The 18,127-nt window shown below is 30.1% G+C and carries 16 protein-coding genes and 1 tRNA gene; 5 read left to right on the top strand and 12 right to left on the bottom strand.

The annotated features are described in order from the left end of the window. The first annotated feature begins 11 nt into the window (after nt 1–11). Complete coding sequence (locus OTK55_RS03115; RefSeq protein ID WP_274870536.1) at nt 12–1,130, top strand: glycosyltransferase family 4 protein; 1,119 nt, start codon at nt 12–14, stop codon at nt 1,128–1,130. A 91-nt stretch (nt 1,131–1,221) separates the two neighbouring features. Here OTK55_RS03115 and OTK55_RS03110 read toward each other — a convergent pair whose 3' ends face one another. The 5 genes from OTK55_RS03110 to OTK55_RS03090 form a co-directional block, all read right to left on the bottom strand. Beyond that, nucleotides 1,222–2,826, bottom strand: coding sequence for an Ig-like domain-containing protein (locus tag OTK55_RS03110; RefSeq protein WP_274870535.1), 1,605 nt, complete (start codon nt 2,824–2,826; stop codon nt 1,222–1,224). A 378-nt stretch (nt 2,827–3,204) separates the two neighbouring features. Next, entirely contained in the window at nt 3,205–4,176 is a 972-nt protein-coding gene (locus OTK55_RS03105) for a glycosyltransferase family 2 protein (protein WP_274870534.1), read from the bottom strand. Between the two features lie 2 nt (nt 4,177–4,178). Then, entirely contained in the window at nt 4,179–5,426 is a 1,248-nt protein-coding gene (locus OTK55_RS03100) for a glycosyltransferase family 4 protein (protein ID WP_274870532.1), read from the bottom strand. A gap of 84 nt (nt 5,427–5,510) precedes the next feature. After that, nucleotides 5,511–6,416, bottom strand: a complete 906-nt coding sequence (locus tag OTK55_RS03095; RefSeq protein ID WP_407652433.1) for a glycosyltransferase family 2 protein — start codon at nt 6,414–6,416, stop codon at nt 5,511–5,513. Nucleotides 6,417–6,457: 41 nt separating this feature from the next. Beyond that, nucleotides 6,458–6,715, bottom strand: a complete 258-nt coding sequence (locus OTK55_RS03090; RefSeq protein WP_274870531.1) for a hypothetical protein — start codon at nt 6,713–6,715, stop codon at nt 6,458–6,460. 325 nt (nt 6,716–7,040) lie between these two features. On the opposite strand from OTK55_RS03090, the gene OTK55_RS03085 reads away from it, so the two are divergent. Next, nucleotides 7,041–8,144 carry a glycosyltransferase gene (locus OTK55_RS03085; RefSeq protein ID WP_274870530.1) on the top strand — a complete coding sequence of 368 codons (1,104 nt, stop codon included), beginning with the start codon at nt 7,041–7,043 and terminating at the stop codon, nt 8,142–8,144. Nucleotides 8,145–8,251: 107 nt separating this feature from the next. Further along, nucleotides 8,252–9,187, top strand: a complete 936-nt coding sequence (locus tag OTK55_RS03080; RefSeq protein WP_274870528.1) for a 3-hydroxyacyl-CoA dehydrogenase — start codon at nt 8,252–8,254, stop codon at nt 9,185–9,187. A gap of 108 nt (nt 9,188–9,295) precedes the next feature. On the opposite strand, the gene OTK55_RS03075 is transcribed toward OTK55_RS03080, so the two are convergent. Both OTK55_RS03075 and cobI read right to left on the bottom strand, forming a co-directional pair. Continuing rightward, nucleotides 9,296–9,370 (bottom strand) — tRNA-Glu (locus OTK55_RS03075). Nucleotides 9,371–9,524: 154 nt separating this feature from the next. Then, a complete protein-coding gene (gene cobI, locus OTK55_RS03070) occupies nt 9,525–10,220 on the bottom strand; it encodes a precorrin-2 C(20)-methyltransferase (protein WP_274870527.1) in 696 nt (231 codons plus the stop codon). Between the two features lie 237 nt (nt 10,221–10,457). Between cobI and OTK55_RS03065 the strand changes: the two genes are divergently transcribed. Then, nucleotides 10,458–12,203: a helicase C-terminal domain-containing protein gene (locus tag OTK55_RS03065; RefSeq protein WP_274870526.1), complete on the top strand. Its 1,746-nt coding sequence runs from the start codon at nt 10,458–10,460 to the stop codon at nt 12,201–12,203. 37 nt (nt 12,204–12,240) lie between these two features. On the opposite strand, the gene OTK55_RS03060 is transcribed toward OTK55_RS03065, so the two are convergent. Next, a complete protein-coding gene (locus tag OTK55_RS03060; RefSeq protein ID WP_274870524.1) occupies nt 12,241–13,407 on the bottom strand; it encodes an aspartate aminotransferase family protein in 1,167 nt (388 codons plus the stop codon). A gap of 205 nt (nt 13,408–13,612) precedes the next feature. On the opposite strand from OTK55_RS03060, the gene OTK55_RS03055 reads away from it, so the two are divergent. After that, a complete protein-coding gene (locus tag OTK55_RS03055; protein ID WP_274870522.1) occupies nt 13,613–14,044 on the top strand; it encodes a peptidylprolyl isomerase in 432 nt (143 codons plus the stop codon). 122 nt (nt 14,045–14,166) lie between these two features. Here OTK55_RS03055 and OTK55_RS03050 read toward each other — a convergent pair whose 3' ends face one another. The 4 genes from OTK55_RS03050 to argF form a co-directional block, all read right to left on the bottom strand. Then, nucleotides 14,167–15,090 (bottom strand): DNA glycosylase, encoded by a 924-nt coding sequence (locus OTK55_RS03050; protein WP_274870520.1) that lies wholly within the window; start codon nt 15,088–15,090, stop codon nt 14,167–14,169. Between the two features lie 62 nt (nt 15,091–15,152). Beyond that, nucleotides 15,153–16,079, bottom strand: a complete 927-nt coding sequence (locus OTK55_RS03045; protein WP_274870519.1) for an Ntn hydrolase family protein — start codon at nt 16,077–16,079, stop codon at nt 15,153–15,155. Between the two features lie 18 nt (nt 16,080–16,097). Then, the gene (gene hisF / locus OTK55_RS03040; protein ID WP_274870517.1) at nt 16,098–16,922 is read right to left on the bottom strand and encodes an imidazole glycerol phosphate synthase subunit HisF; all 825 of its coding nucleotides are present in this window, start codon (nt 16,920–16,922) and stop codon (nt 16,098–16,100) included. Between the two features lie 104 nt (nt 16,923–17,026). After that, a complete protein-coding gene (argF, locus tag OTK55_RS03035) occupies nt 17,027–17,932 on the bottom strand; it encodes an ornithine carbamoyltransferase (RefSeq protein ID WP_274870516.1) in 906 nt (301 codons plus the stop codon). Between the last annotated feature and the right edge of the window lie 195 nt (nt 17,933–18,127).

Genomic DNA, 18,127 nt, shown 5'->3' with positions numbered 1-18,127 from the left:
AGATATTAACTATGTCACACAAGACAAAAATACTATTTACGCATAATACAGCGATGTGGTACAGGCTACCTTTCTTCAAGAAAGTATCCGAAATCTATGATTTAGATTTGGTGTTCACACACATTAATGTTATAAAAGACATCTATGACAACAATATAAACAATGAAATAGAAGGTCTTGAAGGTGTGAATTATACCATACTACCTAATACTCATGGATTTTGTAAGGGACTTTTTAAAAAAGCAGGAGGAAATTATGATGTAGTAGTTGGAGGAAGCTGGGACACTGCTCAGGAACTTATTGAAACAATTATGTTACATCTGATGACCCGGATAAAAAATAAACCATTCATAATATGGCGTGAAGATTGGGATTGGGAAAGAGAAAACACTTTCAAAGAAAAGATATTAAATCGTGTTATAAAGTATATAACAACCCACTCCGACGCTATACTTGTACCTGGAACACTTCATAAAGAATACTTCACCAAACTCGGTGTATTATCAGATAATATTCATATAATGCCTAATGTAAGTAATATTTCTGGATATGATGAGAACATTAAAAGAAGTCATGATAATAAAAAAATATTATATGTTGGACGTCTTATTCCACGTAAAGGTGTAGATTATCTAATTAAGGCATATTCTAAATTAAAAAGACAAATAAATAATATTGAATTAATTATTATTGGTTCTGGCCCAGAAGAAGATACTTTAAAAGAATATGTGCGTGATAATAACATAGATAATGTTACATTTACTGGTAAAATAGATAATAACCAATTGAAGAGTTATTATCAACAGAGCAATCTTGTTGTTATACCTTCTATTAATGAGGGTATGGGTGATCCATGGGTTTTCGTATTAAATGAAGCAATGTATTATGGTAATCCAGTAATTGCTACAACTGCTGTTGGAGCAGCCCCGGATATGATAAAAGATAATGGATTTATTGTTCCAGAAAGAAATAGTGATGAATTATATTCAGCAATGTATCAAATTATTAGTGATGACACTACAGAGGAAATAATGGGTAAGAATTCTAGAATAATTATTGAAAATAAGTTTCAGTATTCTAACATGGTCAATGCATTTACTGAAACAATAGAATCTGTAATAAATAAATAATTATATTTTATAAAATTAGAATTAAATTCCTAATAATTAACTATTTTTATAAAAAAAAGAAGAAAAAATGAAAAATACTTTTTCTTGAGTTTTAACTAATGTATTTTATTAATGCAGTTACTATTTGTGACGCACTAGTATAATACATATAGTCGTATCCATGGTTTTTAAGATATGTATCCGGATTTGCTATACCTTTAAAACTACTTGGACTATAGTTATCATCGTGTGCTCTTTCAAGCCAACTTAATCCAGTAATATTTTTAGCAGTATTAGCATTGAATGCAAAGAAGACTAACCGATTAGCTTTTGTTCTCATATAGCTTCTTGTACATACATCATATATTACTCCAGCATCAGCTCCACCAAATAATGATAATTGAACTGCATTATCTGGTAATGAACCAGACCATATTGCAGTATTATGTGTATTCGGACCAATGCCTAAAGTATATACTTTAAATCCTTTAGCTTCAAGTAATGATTTTATCTGCTTTACAAATGCCTTATCCTTAGTGTTTGAATATATATTATCTGATGAAATATATATTGCTCTAGCCGTTACAACTGTTGGATGTATTGAATTCCAATTATATACCTTTGTTGTTGCAGGCAAGTATGAAGTCGTAGATACATCTAATATCTTACTATAAGAGTAAATAATATTATAATATCCAAATTTCTTTCCATTTACTGTGACATATGTAGGCGGACGATTATTATTTTTATAAAATGTTAACACTGAATTTCCTACAGTTATCATCTGTGATAAATACAATGTTGTTGTAGACATTGTATCAGTCTGTGATGATATTGAATTATAATTCTGGTATGCAACCTTACTTGAGCTTTTCTTGTTTTTAACATTATTAACCATATTTATCATTATTGGTAAGAAATCTTCAATTCCCATTGTAGTACTTCCTACCGTTACTGTTTTAATCATATGGTTAGATTCTAGTTGATTTCTAACATATACTGCAGCATTTTTAACCTGTGAGTATGTGAAAGAGACAGAAGTAACCTTTAATGTCCCTGAGCCAGTTGTTGATTGATATTTATTATTACCTGAATATGTTGCAGTTATTTTATATGATTTTGCACCCAATGATTTAGTACTGTATGTATAATATGCTTTACCATTACTTACAGTTCCATAACCTACTGTTTTACCATTAATCTTAAATGCTACTTTTCCACCAGTAATATAAGCATTAGTTTGGCTATTGACGATTGTAGCTACTAGTTGTACTGATGATCCAGCATTAACAGATTTATTACTTACACTCATCGAAGATGCTTGTTTTATTACTTTAAGATAACCTGTATTTCTACTACTTGTTATTGTGGAATTACCACCATATACTGCAGATATGGTATATGTTTTAACACTTAATGATTTTGAGTTGTAAGTATAGTAAGCTTTTCCATTGGATACTGTTGTAGAACCAACTGTTTTACCATTTACCTTAAATACTACTTTTCCACTTTTAGCATAACTATTCAATGTTTTATCAGCAACGGTTGCTACTAAAGTCACACTATTACCGTATTTTATTGTTTTGTTTGTCACTGTAATTGTTGAAGTGTGTTTAGTGGATGTAGTTCGTGTTGATTGTTTTACTGATTTATTCGTTGTTTTTTGAATACTTGAAGTATTTTTCTTAGTTACTGTAGAATTTGACTGTGAGCTCACATGATTATCCGATTCTGCAGCTATATTTGATGATATACTCTGAGTATCCGCTGTACTTGAAGATAATGATTGACTATTACCTGTTGTTAAGGCAGATGTTTGATTATTATCCTCTGCAGATACTGCAGATATACCTATTAATACTATTGTCAGTAGTACTAAGATAAGTACTTTCTTAATCTTAACAACTCCTATTAAAATTATCTATTATATTCATTTCAAAGATAATTTATTTTATTGTAAAATAATTAACATGACTCCATATGAAGTATGTAATACTATTTTTATTCAACAATACTATTAAAATTATATCCTAAAAAATAGATTTTTAAAGCAATTTACGTCTACTAAAAAGAGAATGAATGAAAAGAAGAGTTATTAGAATTTATTAATAATCGCCCTGACATACAATTTAAATATCTGACCGATATATCTTGGTAAATCCTTATAATAATTTTTATTATATTTTTTAATAAATTGTAGGTTAGTTTTCACATGATTATATTCTGTATGAAATGTAGAACTTTTATGTCTAGACATTCCAACTTTATGCCATATGATAGAATCCATAACAGATACTATGCGATAGCCTTCCTTTCTTACGGTGACTGCTAAATCAACATCTTCACATCCGAAGAAGAAACTAGTGTCTAAATAACCTTCAGGTATTGCTTCGCTTTTAATTAACAAACCTGCACCAGAAACCCAATCACAATCTATCACATTCTTTGATAAATCATAACTATCTTCTTCCATTATACTATGATGGCCCGGATAATGTTTTAAATCTACTACATTTCCTATACACCATACATTATTGTGTGATTGATTATATTCATAATAATAGAATTTAGGACCTACAATACCTATATTACCATCTGTTAGTGCTACATCAATCATATTAATAAGAAAATCAGGGTCTACTATTGTATCATTATTCAATAGTAACACATAATCGGGTTTATCGTATTTTAGTGTGTAATCCATTGCTATGTTATTACCCTTTGCAAAACCATAGTTTTCAAAGTTCTTAATGAGTAATAATTTTTTTTGATCTTCTGTTGAGGTATAATCAACAGCATGGTCTAATTCATCTTCTGCTAATTCTATCAATTCAATTGGCTTATTTTCTTCATGAAACATTGTATATTCTGTTTCAAATTTAATATTACCCTTAGCATATTGCTCTATTTTATCTATGGAATCGTTAGTTGAATGATTATCTACCACTATAACATTATAATTTGGATAATTAATTTGATATAATGATTCTAGTGCTTCTAATGTATCCTTATAACCATTCCAATTTAGTAAAATTATTGATACCAAGGGCTTTGTCGACTTAGTCATTTTTAATCATCTTTTTCTTTTTCAAGTACTCGGTACAGGTGATTTAATAATCTCTCTCCTGCATGTTCTAGTGTCCAGAATGAATGTACATATTTAACTCCATTTACTGAACATTTATTCCATAATTCTTTGTCTTCTGATAATTTAACTATTGCTTCTGCAAATAATTTTTCATCTCTTGGAGCTAATAATCCTGTTATTTTATGTTTTACTGATTCTCTAACTCCACCTTCTTTAACACCTACTACTGGTGTTCCACAGGCCATTGCTTCTAATGGAACATAACCGAATGGTTCAAGGTAAGGTGCGTATACTACTAGCTTAGCTTTATTGTATAATCTTATAAGATCTTCATCAGATATCATTGTAAGAATATCTAATTCTACATCTTTATTTCTTGCTAATTCTTTTAGGAAGTTCACCCATCCTTCATCACTACTATTTCCAACAACAACTAATTCTGGTCTTTTATCTTTTGGTATGTGTGCTATTGATTTTATTAGAAAATCAAATCCTTTTGGTGGTATACATGTACCCACGGATAATACGAAATTGTCACGTTCAAGGTTTAATGGCTTAAACATTGTTGTATCCACACCAATATAGGATACGTAGGAGTTTTTACCATATTGTTTGAGTATTGATTCATGGCTGAAGTAGGAATTTGCAAGTAGATTTTCTCCATATTGTGCAAAGGCCATGTCCCTATCATAATCCCTGGATTCTATGTAGTTTACAAAGTATTGTGCAAATGGTTTGATTATTGGATTATTGAATATGCCTACTTTTTCTTTTTGGTCATTGACAACTTTTAGTATTCTGTCTTTTCTGATAGGCTGTTGACAGTAGTATACTGTTGGTTTTTTTAGATATTTTAGTATTACTGGTGTCATCGTGTATTGGTCTTGTTCACAGTAAACAATATCATAATCTGAGTTATTGATGTCCTCTGCTATTTGTTTTTCTGTTTTCATTACATTATTTACGGATACTCTTTTGATTATTGCTGGTACATAACTGAATATTGAATAGATTTTTTCTCTGATAAAACTTGGACGAACATCATATTCTATCATGTTGCTGGCTATAGGTGCTAATGGTAGGTAATCTTCATTTGCTGTTCTTGGTATATATACATCTACTGTGTGTCCTTGTTGTGTTAGATAATCTATATAGGTGTATAGTGACCTTTTTGCTCCCCCAGATGGTAGATTATGAAAAACTGCAATCTTTAATTTTCTGTCTGTCATGTTTCAATCCTCTTTTTATCCATATTAATTGTGGTTGGTGTAATAGTTATTATTTTATAAATCATTTTATATATTTTTAGATTATTAATTTTTTAATAATCCATCTTTTAGCCCTTTTAATAGTGTTTTTGAATAGCTACTATTTTTTGTCATGTTTGTAACAGATTCTTTTAGTACGTATAGAATTATGTATATAATGAATTTATAGTACTTTAAACCAGTAGTATGACGTTTCATATAGAATATTCTATTACGTGTATGGTAATATATTCGTGATAATGATTTTATTGATGCTCCTTCCTTGTGAAATATATATCCATAGTCTGATACGCGTAATTTATATCCATGTTCACGTGCAATAGTAGACCAGTCTACATCCTCCCAATACATGAAGAAATCCTCACTCATTAGACCAACATCTAATAAAATATTCAGGGACATTAATATGCAAGAACCAGTTATAAAATCAAAATCATGCACAGTACCCTTACTAGTAATAGCCATTGCCTCACCATGAACAAGATCAACTTTACCTCCACCAACAGTTTGTAAAGTAGTTCTATTATCATAGTAATAATGATTAATTCCAACAAATCCTGTATCATCAGATTCATTAAATTTATCAAGCAATCCATTAATAAAATCGTTAGATACTATTGTATCATTATTTAATAATACTATATAATCAGAAATCTTCTTTTCTGAAATATAATTAAGAGCAACATTATTACCACCAGCAAATCCACTGTTTTCATCATTCAATATAAATAAAACATCAATATCTGCTGGTTTATAATAATTATCTAAATCATTTTTAGTTTTGATATCAAATGAATAATAATCATCATGTTCAAGGTAATTTTTTATATAATTAACAGAATTTTCTTTTGAATCATTATCTACTAAATAAATATCATAATCAGAATAATCTATTCTTTTTAATGATTCTAAACATTCTACAGTATCCTCTTCACCATTCCAATTAAGCAGTACTATAGATACTCTCCCATTATTAATAATAATCCCTCTAATTATTCTGTTTGATTCTGAGATGCTGATTCATCAGCTACAATGTCATTATCATCTACATTCACGTATTCTACTTGAGGATTAAAATAATCATTTATCATCTCTGCTGCATTATCTTTAATATTTTGGAATTCTGGAGAATCAACAACTTTTTTTAGTCCTAATCCTACAGCTACTCCACCCATGAATATTAAAGCATATTTACCTTTTTGAATAATATCCTCTTTTGAATTATCCCCTGAATTTTTATTATTAGACATGTTTTATTACTCCATAGCATATTAGTTATATATTATATATAATTTATTTGATTAATATAATATCAATATAAAACAATTAATTTTTGTAATTAATATGTCAACTTAGGACTCATACCATTATAGATTTCAAGATATGAAAACAAATAAAGGAATAAATGAAGTGGAAATTATAATGCATAAGGACTATGAAGAAATTATAGAAGCTGATTTTAAATTACTTGACGACTTTAAACGCTGATTATTTTAGGTGAAAAATAATTAACATAACATTAAAAAATAAGTTGAAATACTTTGTTACAAAGAATAAATAGGAGTTTTAATTAAATTGAAGAAATTTAACTGTATATTTCCGGGATTATATAATTATATTCTAACTAAAGATGTTGGAATGATTCCCTATGTGCTGTCAGAGAAATATGATTCTATTATCACAACATATGATAATGACAACTACACCTACATGGAGAATATTTTAAATAGTGATAACCTGGAAATCAATTATCTGGAAAATACAGGAAATGAGAGACGGGATGTTACTAGATATATCAGATCTAATGCAGGTGATATTGATTTTATTGAATTCTATCATCTTAGATATAATCTTCTGCCATGGTATGTATTTACATATAAACTTCATAACAAAAAGGGCACCATACACCTAAAATTAGATGCTAATAATGATTTTATTGATTTTCTAGTTAAACGTGAAGGTTTCAAGCCATGTGTACGTAGATTATTAGTTAAAATCTTGTTTAAGTTTATAGATGTTGTTAGTATTGAAACTATTAGGAATTATCATGTTTTAGAAAGTAGTAATCTAATTGATAATAATAAACTACTTTATCTGCCAAATGGGATTCTTAAAACTGATGTTGATGTAAATAATAAGAATAAAACAATATTATATGTTGGTTCTATTGAAAAGAAAAATAAGTCAATAGACTTGTTATTAAATGCTATTTGTAATATTGAATTAAATGATTGGAAAGTAGTGTTAATTGGTGAAGTAAAAGAGGATATGACTGATTTTATAGATAATTTCTATAACAATAATCCTGAATTAAAGGATAAAATCATACTTAAGGGATATATTTCAGAAAAACATGTGCTTGCAAATGAATATGCTAAATCAAGTATATATTGCTGTACTTCTAGTAAGGAAAGCTTTGGAATATCCACATTAGAAGCAGCATATCATGGAAACTATATTATATCAACAAATGTAGGAGGATCACCGGATATAATAGAAAAAACAGGATACGGAAAAATAATAGAACATGACAAAGAACAATTAGAAAATACACTGAAAAACACTATTAAAAATTGGAATAAAATAAAAGAAAATCCTGAAAAAATTCAGAAAACAATATATGAACATTTTAGCTGGATTAATCTTTGTAAAACATTAGATAATTACATGAACAGATAAAATTAATTATCATAATTATTCATGATAAATATATATAATAATCTTAATAAAATAATAAATATTCAAAAAAAAAAACACGGACATGACATTTATAATGGAGGCATATTATGAATATAAAAAACGTAGTAGTAGCTGGTGGAGGAGTACTCGGTAGTCAAATAGCATTTCAAACAGCATTTAGCGGATTTAATGTAACAATATGGCTAAGAAGCGAAGGATCAATAGAAAGAGCACAGCCAAAAATCGACAGACTAAAAAACATATACCTCGAAACACTAGAAGCAATGAAAACAAACCCTCAAGCATACTGTAGAGGATTCACAGATAAACAAAATCTAACAGACGATGAAATAGATGAATTAAAAAACAAAGTAGAATCAGGCTATGAAAATCTAACACTCACAACAAGCTACGAAGAAGCTGGAAAAAATGCTGATTTAGTAATAGAAGCAATCGCAGAAGACCCAGAACAGAAAAAAGCATTCTATGAAGAATTATCAAAACACCTCCCTGAAAAAACAATAATAGCAACAAACTCATCAACATTACTGCCAAGTCAACTAGCAGACTTCACTGGAAGACCAGAAAAATATTTAGCTCTTCACTTTGCAAATGAAATCTGGAAAAACAATACTGCAGAAATAATGGGTCAACCAAAAACAGAACAGAAATATTATGATGAAGTAGTGGAATTTGCGGAAGCAATCAATATGGTTCCACTAAAACTAAAGAAAGAACAAGCAGGATACATATTAAACTCTATGTTAGTACCATTCCTCTCTGCAGCAGAAGCATTATATGCAAATGATGTAGCAGACCCGGAAACAATAGATAAAACATGGGTACTAGCAACAGGTGCACCAGTAGGACCATTCAGAATTCTTGATGTTGTAGGATTAACTACTGCTTACAACATTGTAATAATGAATCCGAAAGCATCTGACATTAACACAACAGAAGGAAAAATAGCAGCAAAACTCAAAGAAAAAATAGATGCTGGTAAAACTGGAGTTAATGCCGGAGAAGGATTTTATAAATACTAAGAGGAATAATTTAAACCTCTTATTAATCACCTAACTTTTTTTTTAAAATAATACTTAAATTAAATAAGCTTTCATAAAAATAGTATAATAATTTTTAGAATAATTAAATGCTCCAATCGGGATTCGAACCCGAGTCTCAGGCTCGAGAGGCCCGAATGATTGGCCGGACTACACTATTGGAGCATATGAAAAATAACTTGTTATTAGAACAATATTATTATATTAGTAAATACTCTCGTTTATAATTTACTATTTCTAGTAGTAAAAAAGATAACACTTAAACTTCATAAATGAAAAAATAAATAATCTCCTAAAAAAAGAACATGAAAGAGGAAGATTATTTCTTAAATTTAATAATACTGGTTGAAAAGTATTTCTTATTATCAACAAATCCATGTACAATATTTTCATTATCCATTGTACAGTTTTGTACTGATACTATTTCTTTTTCTCTTGGATCTTTATTTATACAATCTTCTAAAACATCAAGATGTCTGGATGTTTTCATTGCAACAACAGTATCTACATATGGTAATATTTTTGCTAATCTTTCATCTACCTGTGGTACAACTGCCATTATATCATCTTGTTCTGTTAGCTGTATTCCAGCTCTTGATGCACAGGCGGTGAATGATGTTATACCGGGAATAATTTCTACTTCAACGCCTTTTGCCTGTAGTCTTGTTGAAATATATGAGAATGTACTGAATACTGTTGGGTCACCCAGTGTTACAAATACTGCGTTTAGTCCAGTAGCTAATTTCTCATATAGCATGTTTGTTGCTTCATCCCATGATTTATCAAGTTCATCCTTATCTTCGGTCATTGGGAATAATGGCTGTAATATTTCACACTCTTCCTCTCTTTCATCAATAATTTGCTGAGCTATATTTAATGCAACACTAGGCTTTCCATTCTTAGATTTAGGTGCAAATATTATATCTGTATTTTTGATGATTTTTGCTGCTTTTATTGTTAATAAATCTGGGTCTCCAGGACCTACTCCTATACCATATAATTTTCCAATTGCCATGTTATCGTTCCTTTAATGTTTAAAAAAAAAATAATTAATAAATTCCTGTTTCTATTAAAAAATTCAATTAAAATTAAATTTCTAATATAGAATATCTTTATACTAATAATTTAAAAGTTTAAGTATATATAATTTTTAAATCCATATTTAAAAAAGGCTACAAAGTAATAAATTAAATATGAATCGCATGGAAAACATTGAAAAAAATAAAAACAGATGAAATAAAGATATGATAATATGAATACAATATTTTGTCCAAAATGTGGAATGATAAAAACCAAGTGTATATGTTCAGATAAGGATAATGAACATAACTCATTACTTGAAAGACCTTCCGCAGAAGAAAAAGAAGAACTACAAAGACAACACCCTGACATCGATGATGAAATAATAGAAAACTTTCCATTCAAAGAAGCAAGACATAACCAGCTAGAACTTATAACAGAAATACTTAATGCCTTTGAAGATGGAAAACGTTATGTGATTCTAGAAGCAGGAACGGGTACAGGAAAATCAGCTATCGCAGCAACACTTGGACAAATCTTACAGCCAGCATACATATTAACCATGACAAAACAATTACAAAGACAGTATTCTGATGAATTTGGATATGCGCAAGTGAAGGGAAGAAACAACTTTTCCTGTTTAGATAGCGGGTCTTTAAATACTTGTGACCAGGGAACATGTCAAACAATAAGAACATCTGATGAATTCACATGCCCTTATGGTATAAAGATGGAACCAAATCATCAGAAAGATTTAAGAAAAGACGATCATAGCAACTATTATACTACACCATTCACATTCAAATCAACAGAAAAATGTCCATATTGGAATCAAAAAGCAATAGCAATACAAGAACCAGTGACTCTACTTAACTATGACTACGCATATCTAGAATTAAACTACGTACAACACTTCCAGAAACGTAACCTAATGGTACTGGATGAAGCACATAACATCGAAGATAAGATAATGCACAAACTTGAACTAAACATTTACAGCAGACAACTAGAAAAAGACATTAATGAAACAATACCCCGTGACATGATGAGCTATACAGATGTTAAAGATTGGATAGCCTTCCTAGAAGCAATATTCGACTCCTATAATACTATAAATACAACAATGCTGACAAAACAAAAAGGAGATAGAATAGACCATACAAAAAGAAAAATAAAAGAAATAACAGAGAACATCAAGAATGATTCCGAAAATTGGGTTGTATCAACAGAGGGTGAAATGGTATCATTCAAACCATTAAAAATAGATAAATATGCAGAAAAAACATTATTCCAGTATGCAGATAAGATTCTATTTATGAGTGCAACCATTCTTGACAAGGATTTATTCTGTAAATGGCTAGGATTAGACCCTGAGGAAGTATACTACATAAAAAGTGAAAGTCCATTTAAAAAGGAATACCGTCCAATACACATGAGACTCGTTGGACCTATGTCAAAAAGAGCATTATGGCATACAGCACCAAAAACAATACCTGTACTTAGAGAAATATTAGATAAACATAGAGACGAGAAGGGATTAATACATACTAATAGTTATAAATGTCAACAATACATTACAGAGCATATTCGTGACCAGAGAATATTATCTCACACTCCTAAGACTAGAGAACAAGTACTAGCAGAATTTGAAAAATCAAAGAATCCTTATGTACTAGTAAGTCCTTCAATGAGTGAGGGAGTAGATTTACCCTACGAGAAATGTCAATTCCAGGTAATATACAAGGTACCTTACCCTTATCTTGGTGATAAACAGATAAATGAAAGAAAAAATATTGACCCTCAATGGTATGCTTATAAAACAATTATGACATTAATGCAGGCATATGGTCGTGGTATGAGAGCAGAAAATGATCATTGTGACACATATATTCTGGATAAGAATATACAAACAATACTTAGAAATAAGATGTATAGAAAGCTAATTCCTAAATTCTTTAGGGAAGCTATAACAAAGTAAGTAAAAAATAGTAATATAAAAAAAAGAGTTAAGAAGTTTATGGTAATATTTCATCTATAACTTCTACAACTTTATCTAATTCTTCTCTTGTGATGAGTAGTGGTGGTACAAATCTAATTACGTTACCATTTGTAACATTTATAAGAACTCCTTTTTCTTGAGCTTTAGCTACTAAGTCACCACAGTCATAGTTAATATCTACACCCACCATTAAACCTTTTCCCCGTACCTCATTGATACAGTCGTGGTTTTCTTTTAAAGATTCTAGTTTTTCCATGAAGTATTGACCATTATCATGTGATTTTTGAACAAGGTTTTCTTCATCGTATATGTCTAGTACTGCTGATGCTACTGAACATACTAATGCTGTTCCACCAAATGTAGAAGCATGGTCTCCAGGATTAAATGCATCTGCAATTTCTTTGTTTGCAAGTACTAATCCCATTGGTAAACCTCCTGCTACTGCTTTAGCACAGGTTGTTATGTCTGGTACTGTGTTTGTTAGTTCTGATGCAAAGAATTTACCAGTACGGCCAAAACCGGTTTGTACTTCATCGAAGATTAATAATATGTTCTTTTCGTCACATAATTTTCTAAGTGATGGTAGGTAATCATCATCAGGTACTCTTACTCCACTTTCTCCCTGTATAGGTTCTACTAGTATTGCTGCTGTATCATCTGTGATTGCTTCTTCTGCCTGTTTTATGTTGTTGTAATCTATGTATTTAAAGCCTGATGGTAGTGGTGCGAATCCTTTTTTAACTTTGTCTTGTCCTGTTGCTGTTAATGTTGCAAGAGTTCTTCCGTGGAATGAACCATTTGTTGTTATGATTTCTCCTTTGCCTGTGTATTTACGTGCAAGTTTTATTGCACCTTCATTTGCTTCTGCTCCACTGTTAGCAAAGAATACTTTATCATGTGGTGATTTTTTAACGATTTTTTCTGCGTATTTTGCTTGTTCCTCAGTGTAGTATAGGTTTGACACGTGTATTAATTTTTTTGCTTGTTCTGCTATCACTTTTGCAACTTTTTCGTGTGTATGTCCTATGCTGTTTACTGCTATTCCTGCTACACAGTCTATGTATTCATTACCTTCTTTATCGTAAACTTTACTACCATGTCCATGGTCTATTACTAAATCATATCTTCCATATGTATGCATTACATATGTATCAAGTGTATCTTTAACTTCTTGTGTATTCAAAAAAATAGCCTCCAAATAGTGTGTTATGTTATTTAATATAATGAAAATTAAGATTTTAAAAAATATAATATTCTATTTTATATTTTATATTCTATTAACTATATATATTATCATTTAAGTAGATACGATGAAGTTAGTTGCTAAGTTATTATAAACAATGAGTTTATTATATACCTTATAACATAAGATTAAGTAGGTGAAAATAATGAAAAAAGCCGTTATAAAGACAGAAAAAGGTGACATTACATTAGAATTATATCCTAATGAAGCACCTGGAACAGTAGCAAACTTTGAAAAATTAGCAAACAGTGGATTTTATGATGGTCTAACATTCCACAGAGTAATACCAGACTTTGTAATTCAAGGTGGAGATCCTAACGGAGATGGAACCGGTGGACCTGGATACACAATTAAATGTGAAACCGAAGGTAACCCACATAAACACGGTACTGGTGCTTTATCCATGGCTCATGCAGGAAAAGATACTGGTGGAAGTCAATTTTTCATAACTCATAGCCCACAACCACATCTCGACGGAGTACATACTGTATTTGGTCAAGTAATTGATGGTATGGATGTTGTCTACAAAATTAGACAAGGTGACGTTATGACAAAAGTAACAGTTACAGATGAATAAAATTAAATAAAATTTTAAATAATAAAAAAAATAGATAGAATAATAGAATTTATGTAATATTCATTCTAACCCTTCACCTCCCTAAAAATACATTTTCTAACATATTTCTAGGAATTCTTATTTTAGATGTTTTTAATCTTTTCCATTAATCCAGATAGTCTTGCATAGTTAAATAGATATAACTGTATATATCCGGCATATTGTCCAAACTTTTCTTGTCCAAAATCCACTATAACATTATTAGCTTGTCTTTTACTATCAAAATATAAATAGGAAGTTATTCTGTTTATCCATACATCAACAGGGTATGCTTCACGTTTATGATAACCATATAATAAAATACAATCTGCTACTTTAGGTCCTACTCCTTCTAATTCTATTACCTTATCATATGCATCGCTGTAATTCATTTTATCTAATGTATCATGGAATTCTGAATCGGATAATATCATTTTAGATGAGTTTATCATGTATGAACTTCTGTATCCTACACCATATTCTTTAAGGTCTGCCTCTGGTATGTCAACAAATACCTCTTCATCTGGAAAGATATATCCACTTTTATTATTGATTGTTACTTTTTTACCATATGCTTCTTTTATTTGCATTATTGATGATGTCCATCGTTTTATAGAATTATTTGCTGAACATATTGAGGAAATTATACATTCAAATGGAAATTGAGCTTTATATAATCTTAATCCCTTGTTAAAACTATATACCTCACTTAACTCATTATTATCTGCTAGAAAATCATATACTTCTGTTATATTGTATTCTAGGTCAAATATATAGAATAATGTACTTCTTATGTGTTCTTCATTCACTTCTTCTTTACTGTAATAGTTAACAATTAAAGGCGTGTTTGTATCTTGCTGTGTTACTTCTACTAATACTAATGTATCATCTACTAGTAATATTTCGGAGTATACGTCACCTTCATGATTCCATGGTGGTTGACTTGTTTGTCCTGAATTTAGTGTTAATTCTAGGTTAAAATCTCCATCATATTCCTCATTGTTAATTGTAAAGCTTCCTGTTACCATTATTTCACCAAATAAATAAAAGAATTTTCAAAAAAAGGATGTAATTGAAATTTGTGTTGTGTTCAGAATTCAGGGTATGTTATCTGTTTTTGTTTTACCCATTGAATTCCATTCTCTTTCGTTATTGTTGCAACATCTATTGGTCCACCTACTCCTTGTATGTCTCCATTATCCATATTTACTCCATCAGCATATCTTTGAATCATTGATGTTGCTTTTATTAGAAATACTGCGATGTCTACTCCATCCTGTAATGTTAGTAATCCCCATGGTATGTTGTATTCTATACCTCTTAATTGTCGTAATACTTCCTCTTGTGGAACTGTTGATAATGTTTTTTGGAATAACGGTAGATTTAGCATTTTTCCATCATATCCTAAAATCATCCTTGATACAAGATCTCCTTGTCCTACCCAGGTACTTCCATACTCATTATTTCCACGTTTTTTATCTATTCTTCCAGGAAATCTTATTTCATATGTTTCTGAAGTTCCATCTTTATTATATCCACTAATCAGTAGATTTACTGGTTCTATATTAAGATGACCTTTTTCTATTTTTCCTGATGGCTGTTTAATTCTGAATTCTACTGAATCATTGATTTTTTCTATTGATAATACTTCAGCTCCATTTCGTTCTGCATCCATTTTTAGTTGTTGTGCAGACATATCTAATTGTTGTTCCCATGGATAGTTATCATTTGTATATTCATGTATTCCTACAGCTATATCCTCTACTGTTAAATTTTCAAGGTCTGTTTTATTACAATAATCCTTAATATATGTTGACACATTTTTTTGAATTCCTGTTTTATCTGCAAAGAATGCTAATCCTGCTGTTCCGATTATTATTCTATTATCTACTTCAAATAGTTTGTATGCACTGTTTGTTGATATTCTTGTTATCTGTTTATTATTTCTCTGTGTTTGTCTACTATCTGAGGCCATTACTATTCCATCAGGTGTTGTCACGTTTATAATTAGTGTCATATTAATCGCCAGTTCTTTTTATAATCTTATTGAAATATTTTTATTTTTAAGATATTGTTTTACTTCATGTATTGGATATTCATCAAAGTGAAATATACTAGCTGCTAGTGCTGCATCAGCTTTTCCCTTGTCAAATGCCTCGTATATATGTTCTGGATTTCCCACACCACCTGATGCTATAACAGGTATTGTGACGTTCTCACTTATTGTACGTGTTAAGTCTAAATCATATCCTACTTTAGTTCCATCACGGTCCATACTTGTTAGTAGTATTTCTCCTGCTCCACGTTCTTCACATTCAATTGCCCATTTAACTGCATCTATTCCTGTGAATTCACGTCCGCCATATATACTACAGTCAAACCAACAATATCCCTCATCAGTTTCCACTATATAGTGTTCATCTGATTCACTTGGATTATCAACATATCTTCTCTTTGCATCTATACCTATTACACATGCTTGGCTTCCTACTAGTTCAGATGCTCTGTTGATTAGTGATGGATCTTTTATAGCAGCAGTATTTGTAGAACATTTATCAGCTCCTGCTTTTAACATGTTAACATAATCATCCACTTTACGTATTCCTCCACCAACACATATTGGTACAAATACATTTTCTACTGCTTTTTTTATAACATCAGCCATGGTTGACCTGTGTTCATGGGATGCAGTTATATCTAGAAATACTATTTCATCAGCACCTTGTTGGTAGTATTTTGTTGCTAATTCTACAGGATTACCTGCATATCGAATCTGTTTAAATTCAACTCCTTTTACTACACGTCCCTCTGGTACTTGTAAATCACAATCTAAACATGGTATTATTCTTTTTGATAACATTTTTACTTCCACTCTAAAAGTTTAAAAAAAAATTATTTTTTATATGGTGTTGATTTATTGTAATAAAAAGATAATTTGGGAAAGGTTCTTTTGTTAATTATCTTCTATTCTTTTAATATATGATATAATATTGCTTTCTGTGCGTGTAACCTATTTTCTGCTTGATCCCATATTGCTGATTGAGATGAGGTCATTACTTCATCTGTTATTTCTTGATCTCTTATTGCAGGTAAACAGTGCATAACTATTGCATCGGATTTTGCTTCTGATAATAGTTGTTTGTTTATTTGGTATGGTCTGAATATCCTCTCTCTTTCTTCTTGTTCTTCTTCATCACCCATACTTACCCAAACATCAGTATATAGTATATCTGCATTTTCTACTGCTTTGTGTATGTCTTCTTCAATTGTTATTGTAGCATTCGTTTTTTCTGCTACTTTTTTTGCTCTATCATATATTTCTTTATCTGGTTCATAGCCTTTTGGACATGATACAGTCATATCCATACCTACATATGCTGCTGCTAATAGTAGTGAATTACATACATTATTTCCATCACCAACAAACACTAGTTTCCTATTAAAATCTCCTTTATATTCTTTGATTGTTAATAAATCAGCGAATGCTTGACAAGGATGTTCTTTATCAGTTAATCCACTGATAATAGGTATTGTAGCATACTTAACTAGTTCTTCTACTGTTTCATGTTTCTTTGCTCTTATCATTATACAGTCAAGGAATCGTGACAGTACACGTGCTGTGTCAGATATTGGTTCTCCTCTATTTAACTGTAAATCTTTACTTGATAAATATAATGGTGTTCCACCTAGCTGATTCATTCCAACTTCAAAGGATACTCTTGTTCTTGTTGATGATTTTTCAAAAATCATTCCTAAATATTTGTCTTTAAACGGTTTTTCTTTTATTTTGCCTGATTTTAAATCTGCTGCTGTGTCAAGTATATCGAATACTTCATCTTTTGCATCAGACATTGATAATAAATTGTCCATTTTATTCCTTCCCCTTTAATAAAAAAATTTTTTTTATAAACTATAATTTCGAATAATAAATAATATATCTATTTGTTTTAAGTAATTAAAAAAGATTATTAAATTACGTAGATATTATCGAAAATAATTAAAAAAAAATTATAAAATATGATTGATTAAGAAAAAAATAGTGGTAGTATGAAATTAAATAAGAAT

This window comes from Candidatus Methanosphaera massiliense (assembly GCF_028890305.1).
Lineage (GTDB): Archaea > Methanobacteriota > Methanobacteria > Methanobacteriales > Methanobacteriaceae > Methanosphaera > Methanosphaera massiliense.
Note: the sequence above shows the minus strand (reverse complement) of the source record. Positions and strands in the feature narration are given on the sequence as shown.

Excerpts from the sequence above, each read along its gene's own strand:
- OTK55_RS03115 (WP_274870536.1), top strand. The coding sequence starts at position 12 with ATGTCACACAAGACAAAAATACTATTTACGCATAATACAGCGATGTGG.
- OTK55_RS03105 (WP_274870534.1), bottom strand. The coding sequence starts at position 4,176 with ATGACTAAGTCGACAAAGCCCTTGGTATCAATAATTTTACTAAATTGG.
- OTK55_RS03100 (WP_274870532.1), bottom strand. The coding sequence starts at position 5,426 with ATGACAGACAGAAAATTAAAGATTGCAGTTTTTCATAATCTACCATCT.
- OTK55_RS03090 (WP_274870531.1), bottom strand. The coding sequence starts at position 6,715 with ATGTCTAATAATAAAAATTCAGGGGATAATTCAAAAGAGGATATTATT.
- OTK55_RS03080 (WP_274870528.1), top strand. The coding sequence starts at position 8,252 with ATGAATATAAAAAACGTAGTAGTAGCTGGTGGAGGAGTACTCGGTAGT.
- cobI (WP_274870527.1), bottom strand. The coding sequence starts at position 10,220 with ATGGCAATTGGAAAATTATATGGTATAGGAGTAGGTCCTGGAGACCCA.
- OTK55_RS03065 (WP_274870526.1), top strand. The coding sequence starts at position 10,458 with ATGAATACAATATTTTGTCCAAAATGTGGAATGATAAAAACCAAGTGT.
- OTK55_RS03055 (WP_274870522.1), top strand. The coding sequence starts at position 13,613 with ATGAAAAAAGCCGTTATAAAGACAGAAAAAGGTGACATTACATTAGAA.
- OTK55_RS03050 (WP_274870520.1), bottom strand. The coding sequence starts at position 15,090 with ATGGTAACAGGAAGCTTTACAATTAACAATGAGGAATATGATGGAGAT.
- OTK55_RS03045 (WP_274870519.1), bottom strand. The coding sequence starts at position 16,079 with ATGACACTAATTATAAACGTGACAACACCTGATGGAATAGTAATGGCC.
- hisF (WP_274870517.1), bottom strand. The coding sequence starts at position 16,922 with ATGTTATCAAAAAGAATAATACCATGTTTAGATTGTGATTTACAAGTA.
- argF (WP_274870516.1), bottom strand. The coding sequence starts at position 17,932 with ATGGACAATTTATTATCAATGTCTGATGCAAAAGATGAAGTATTCGAT.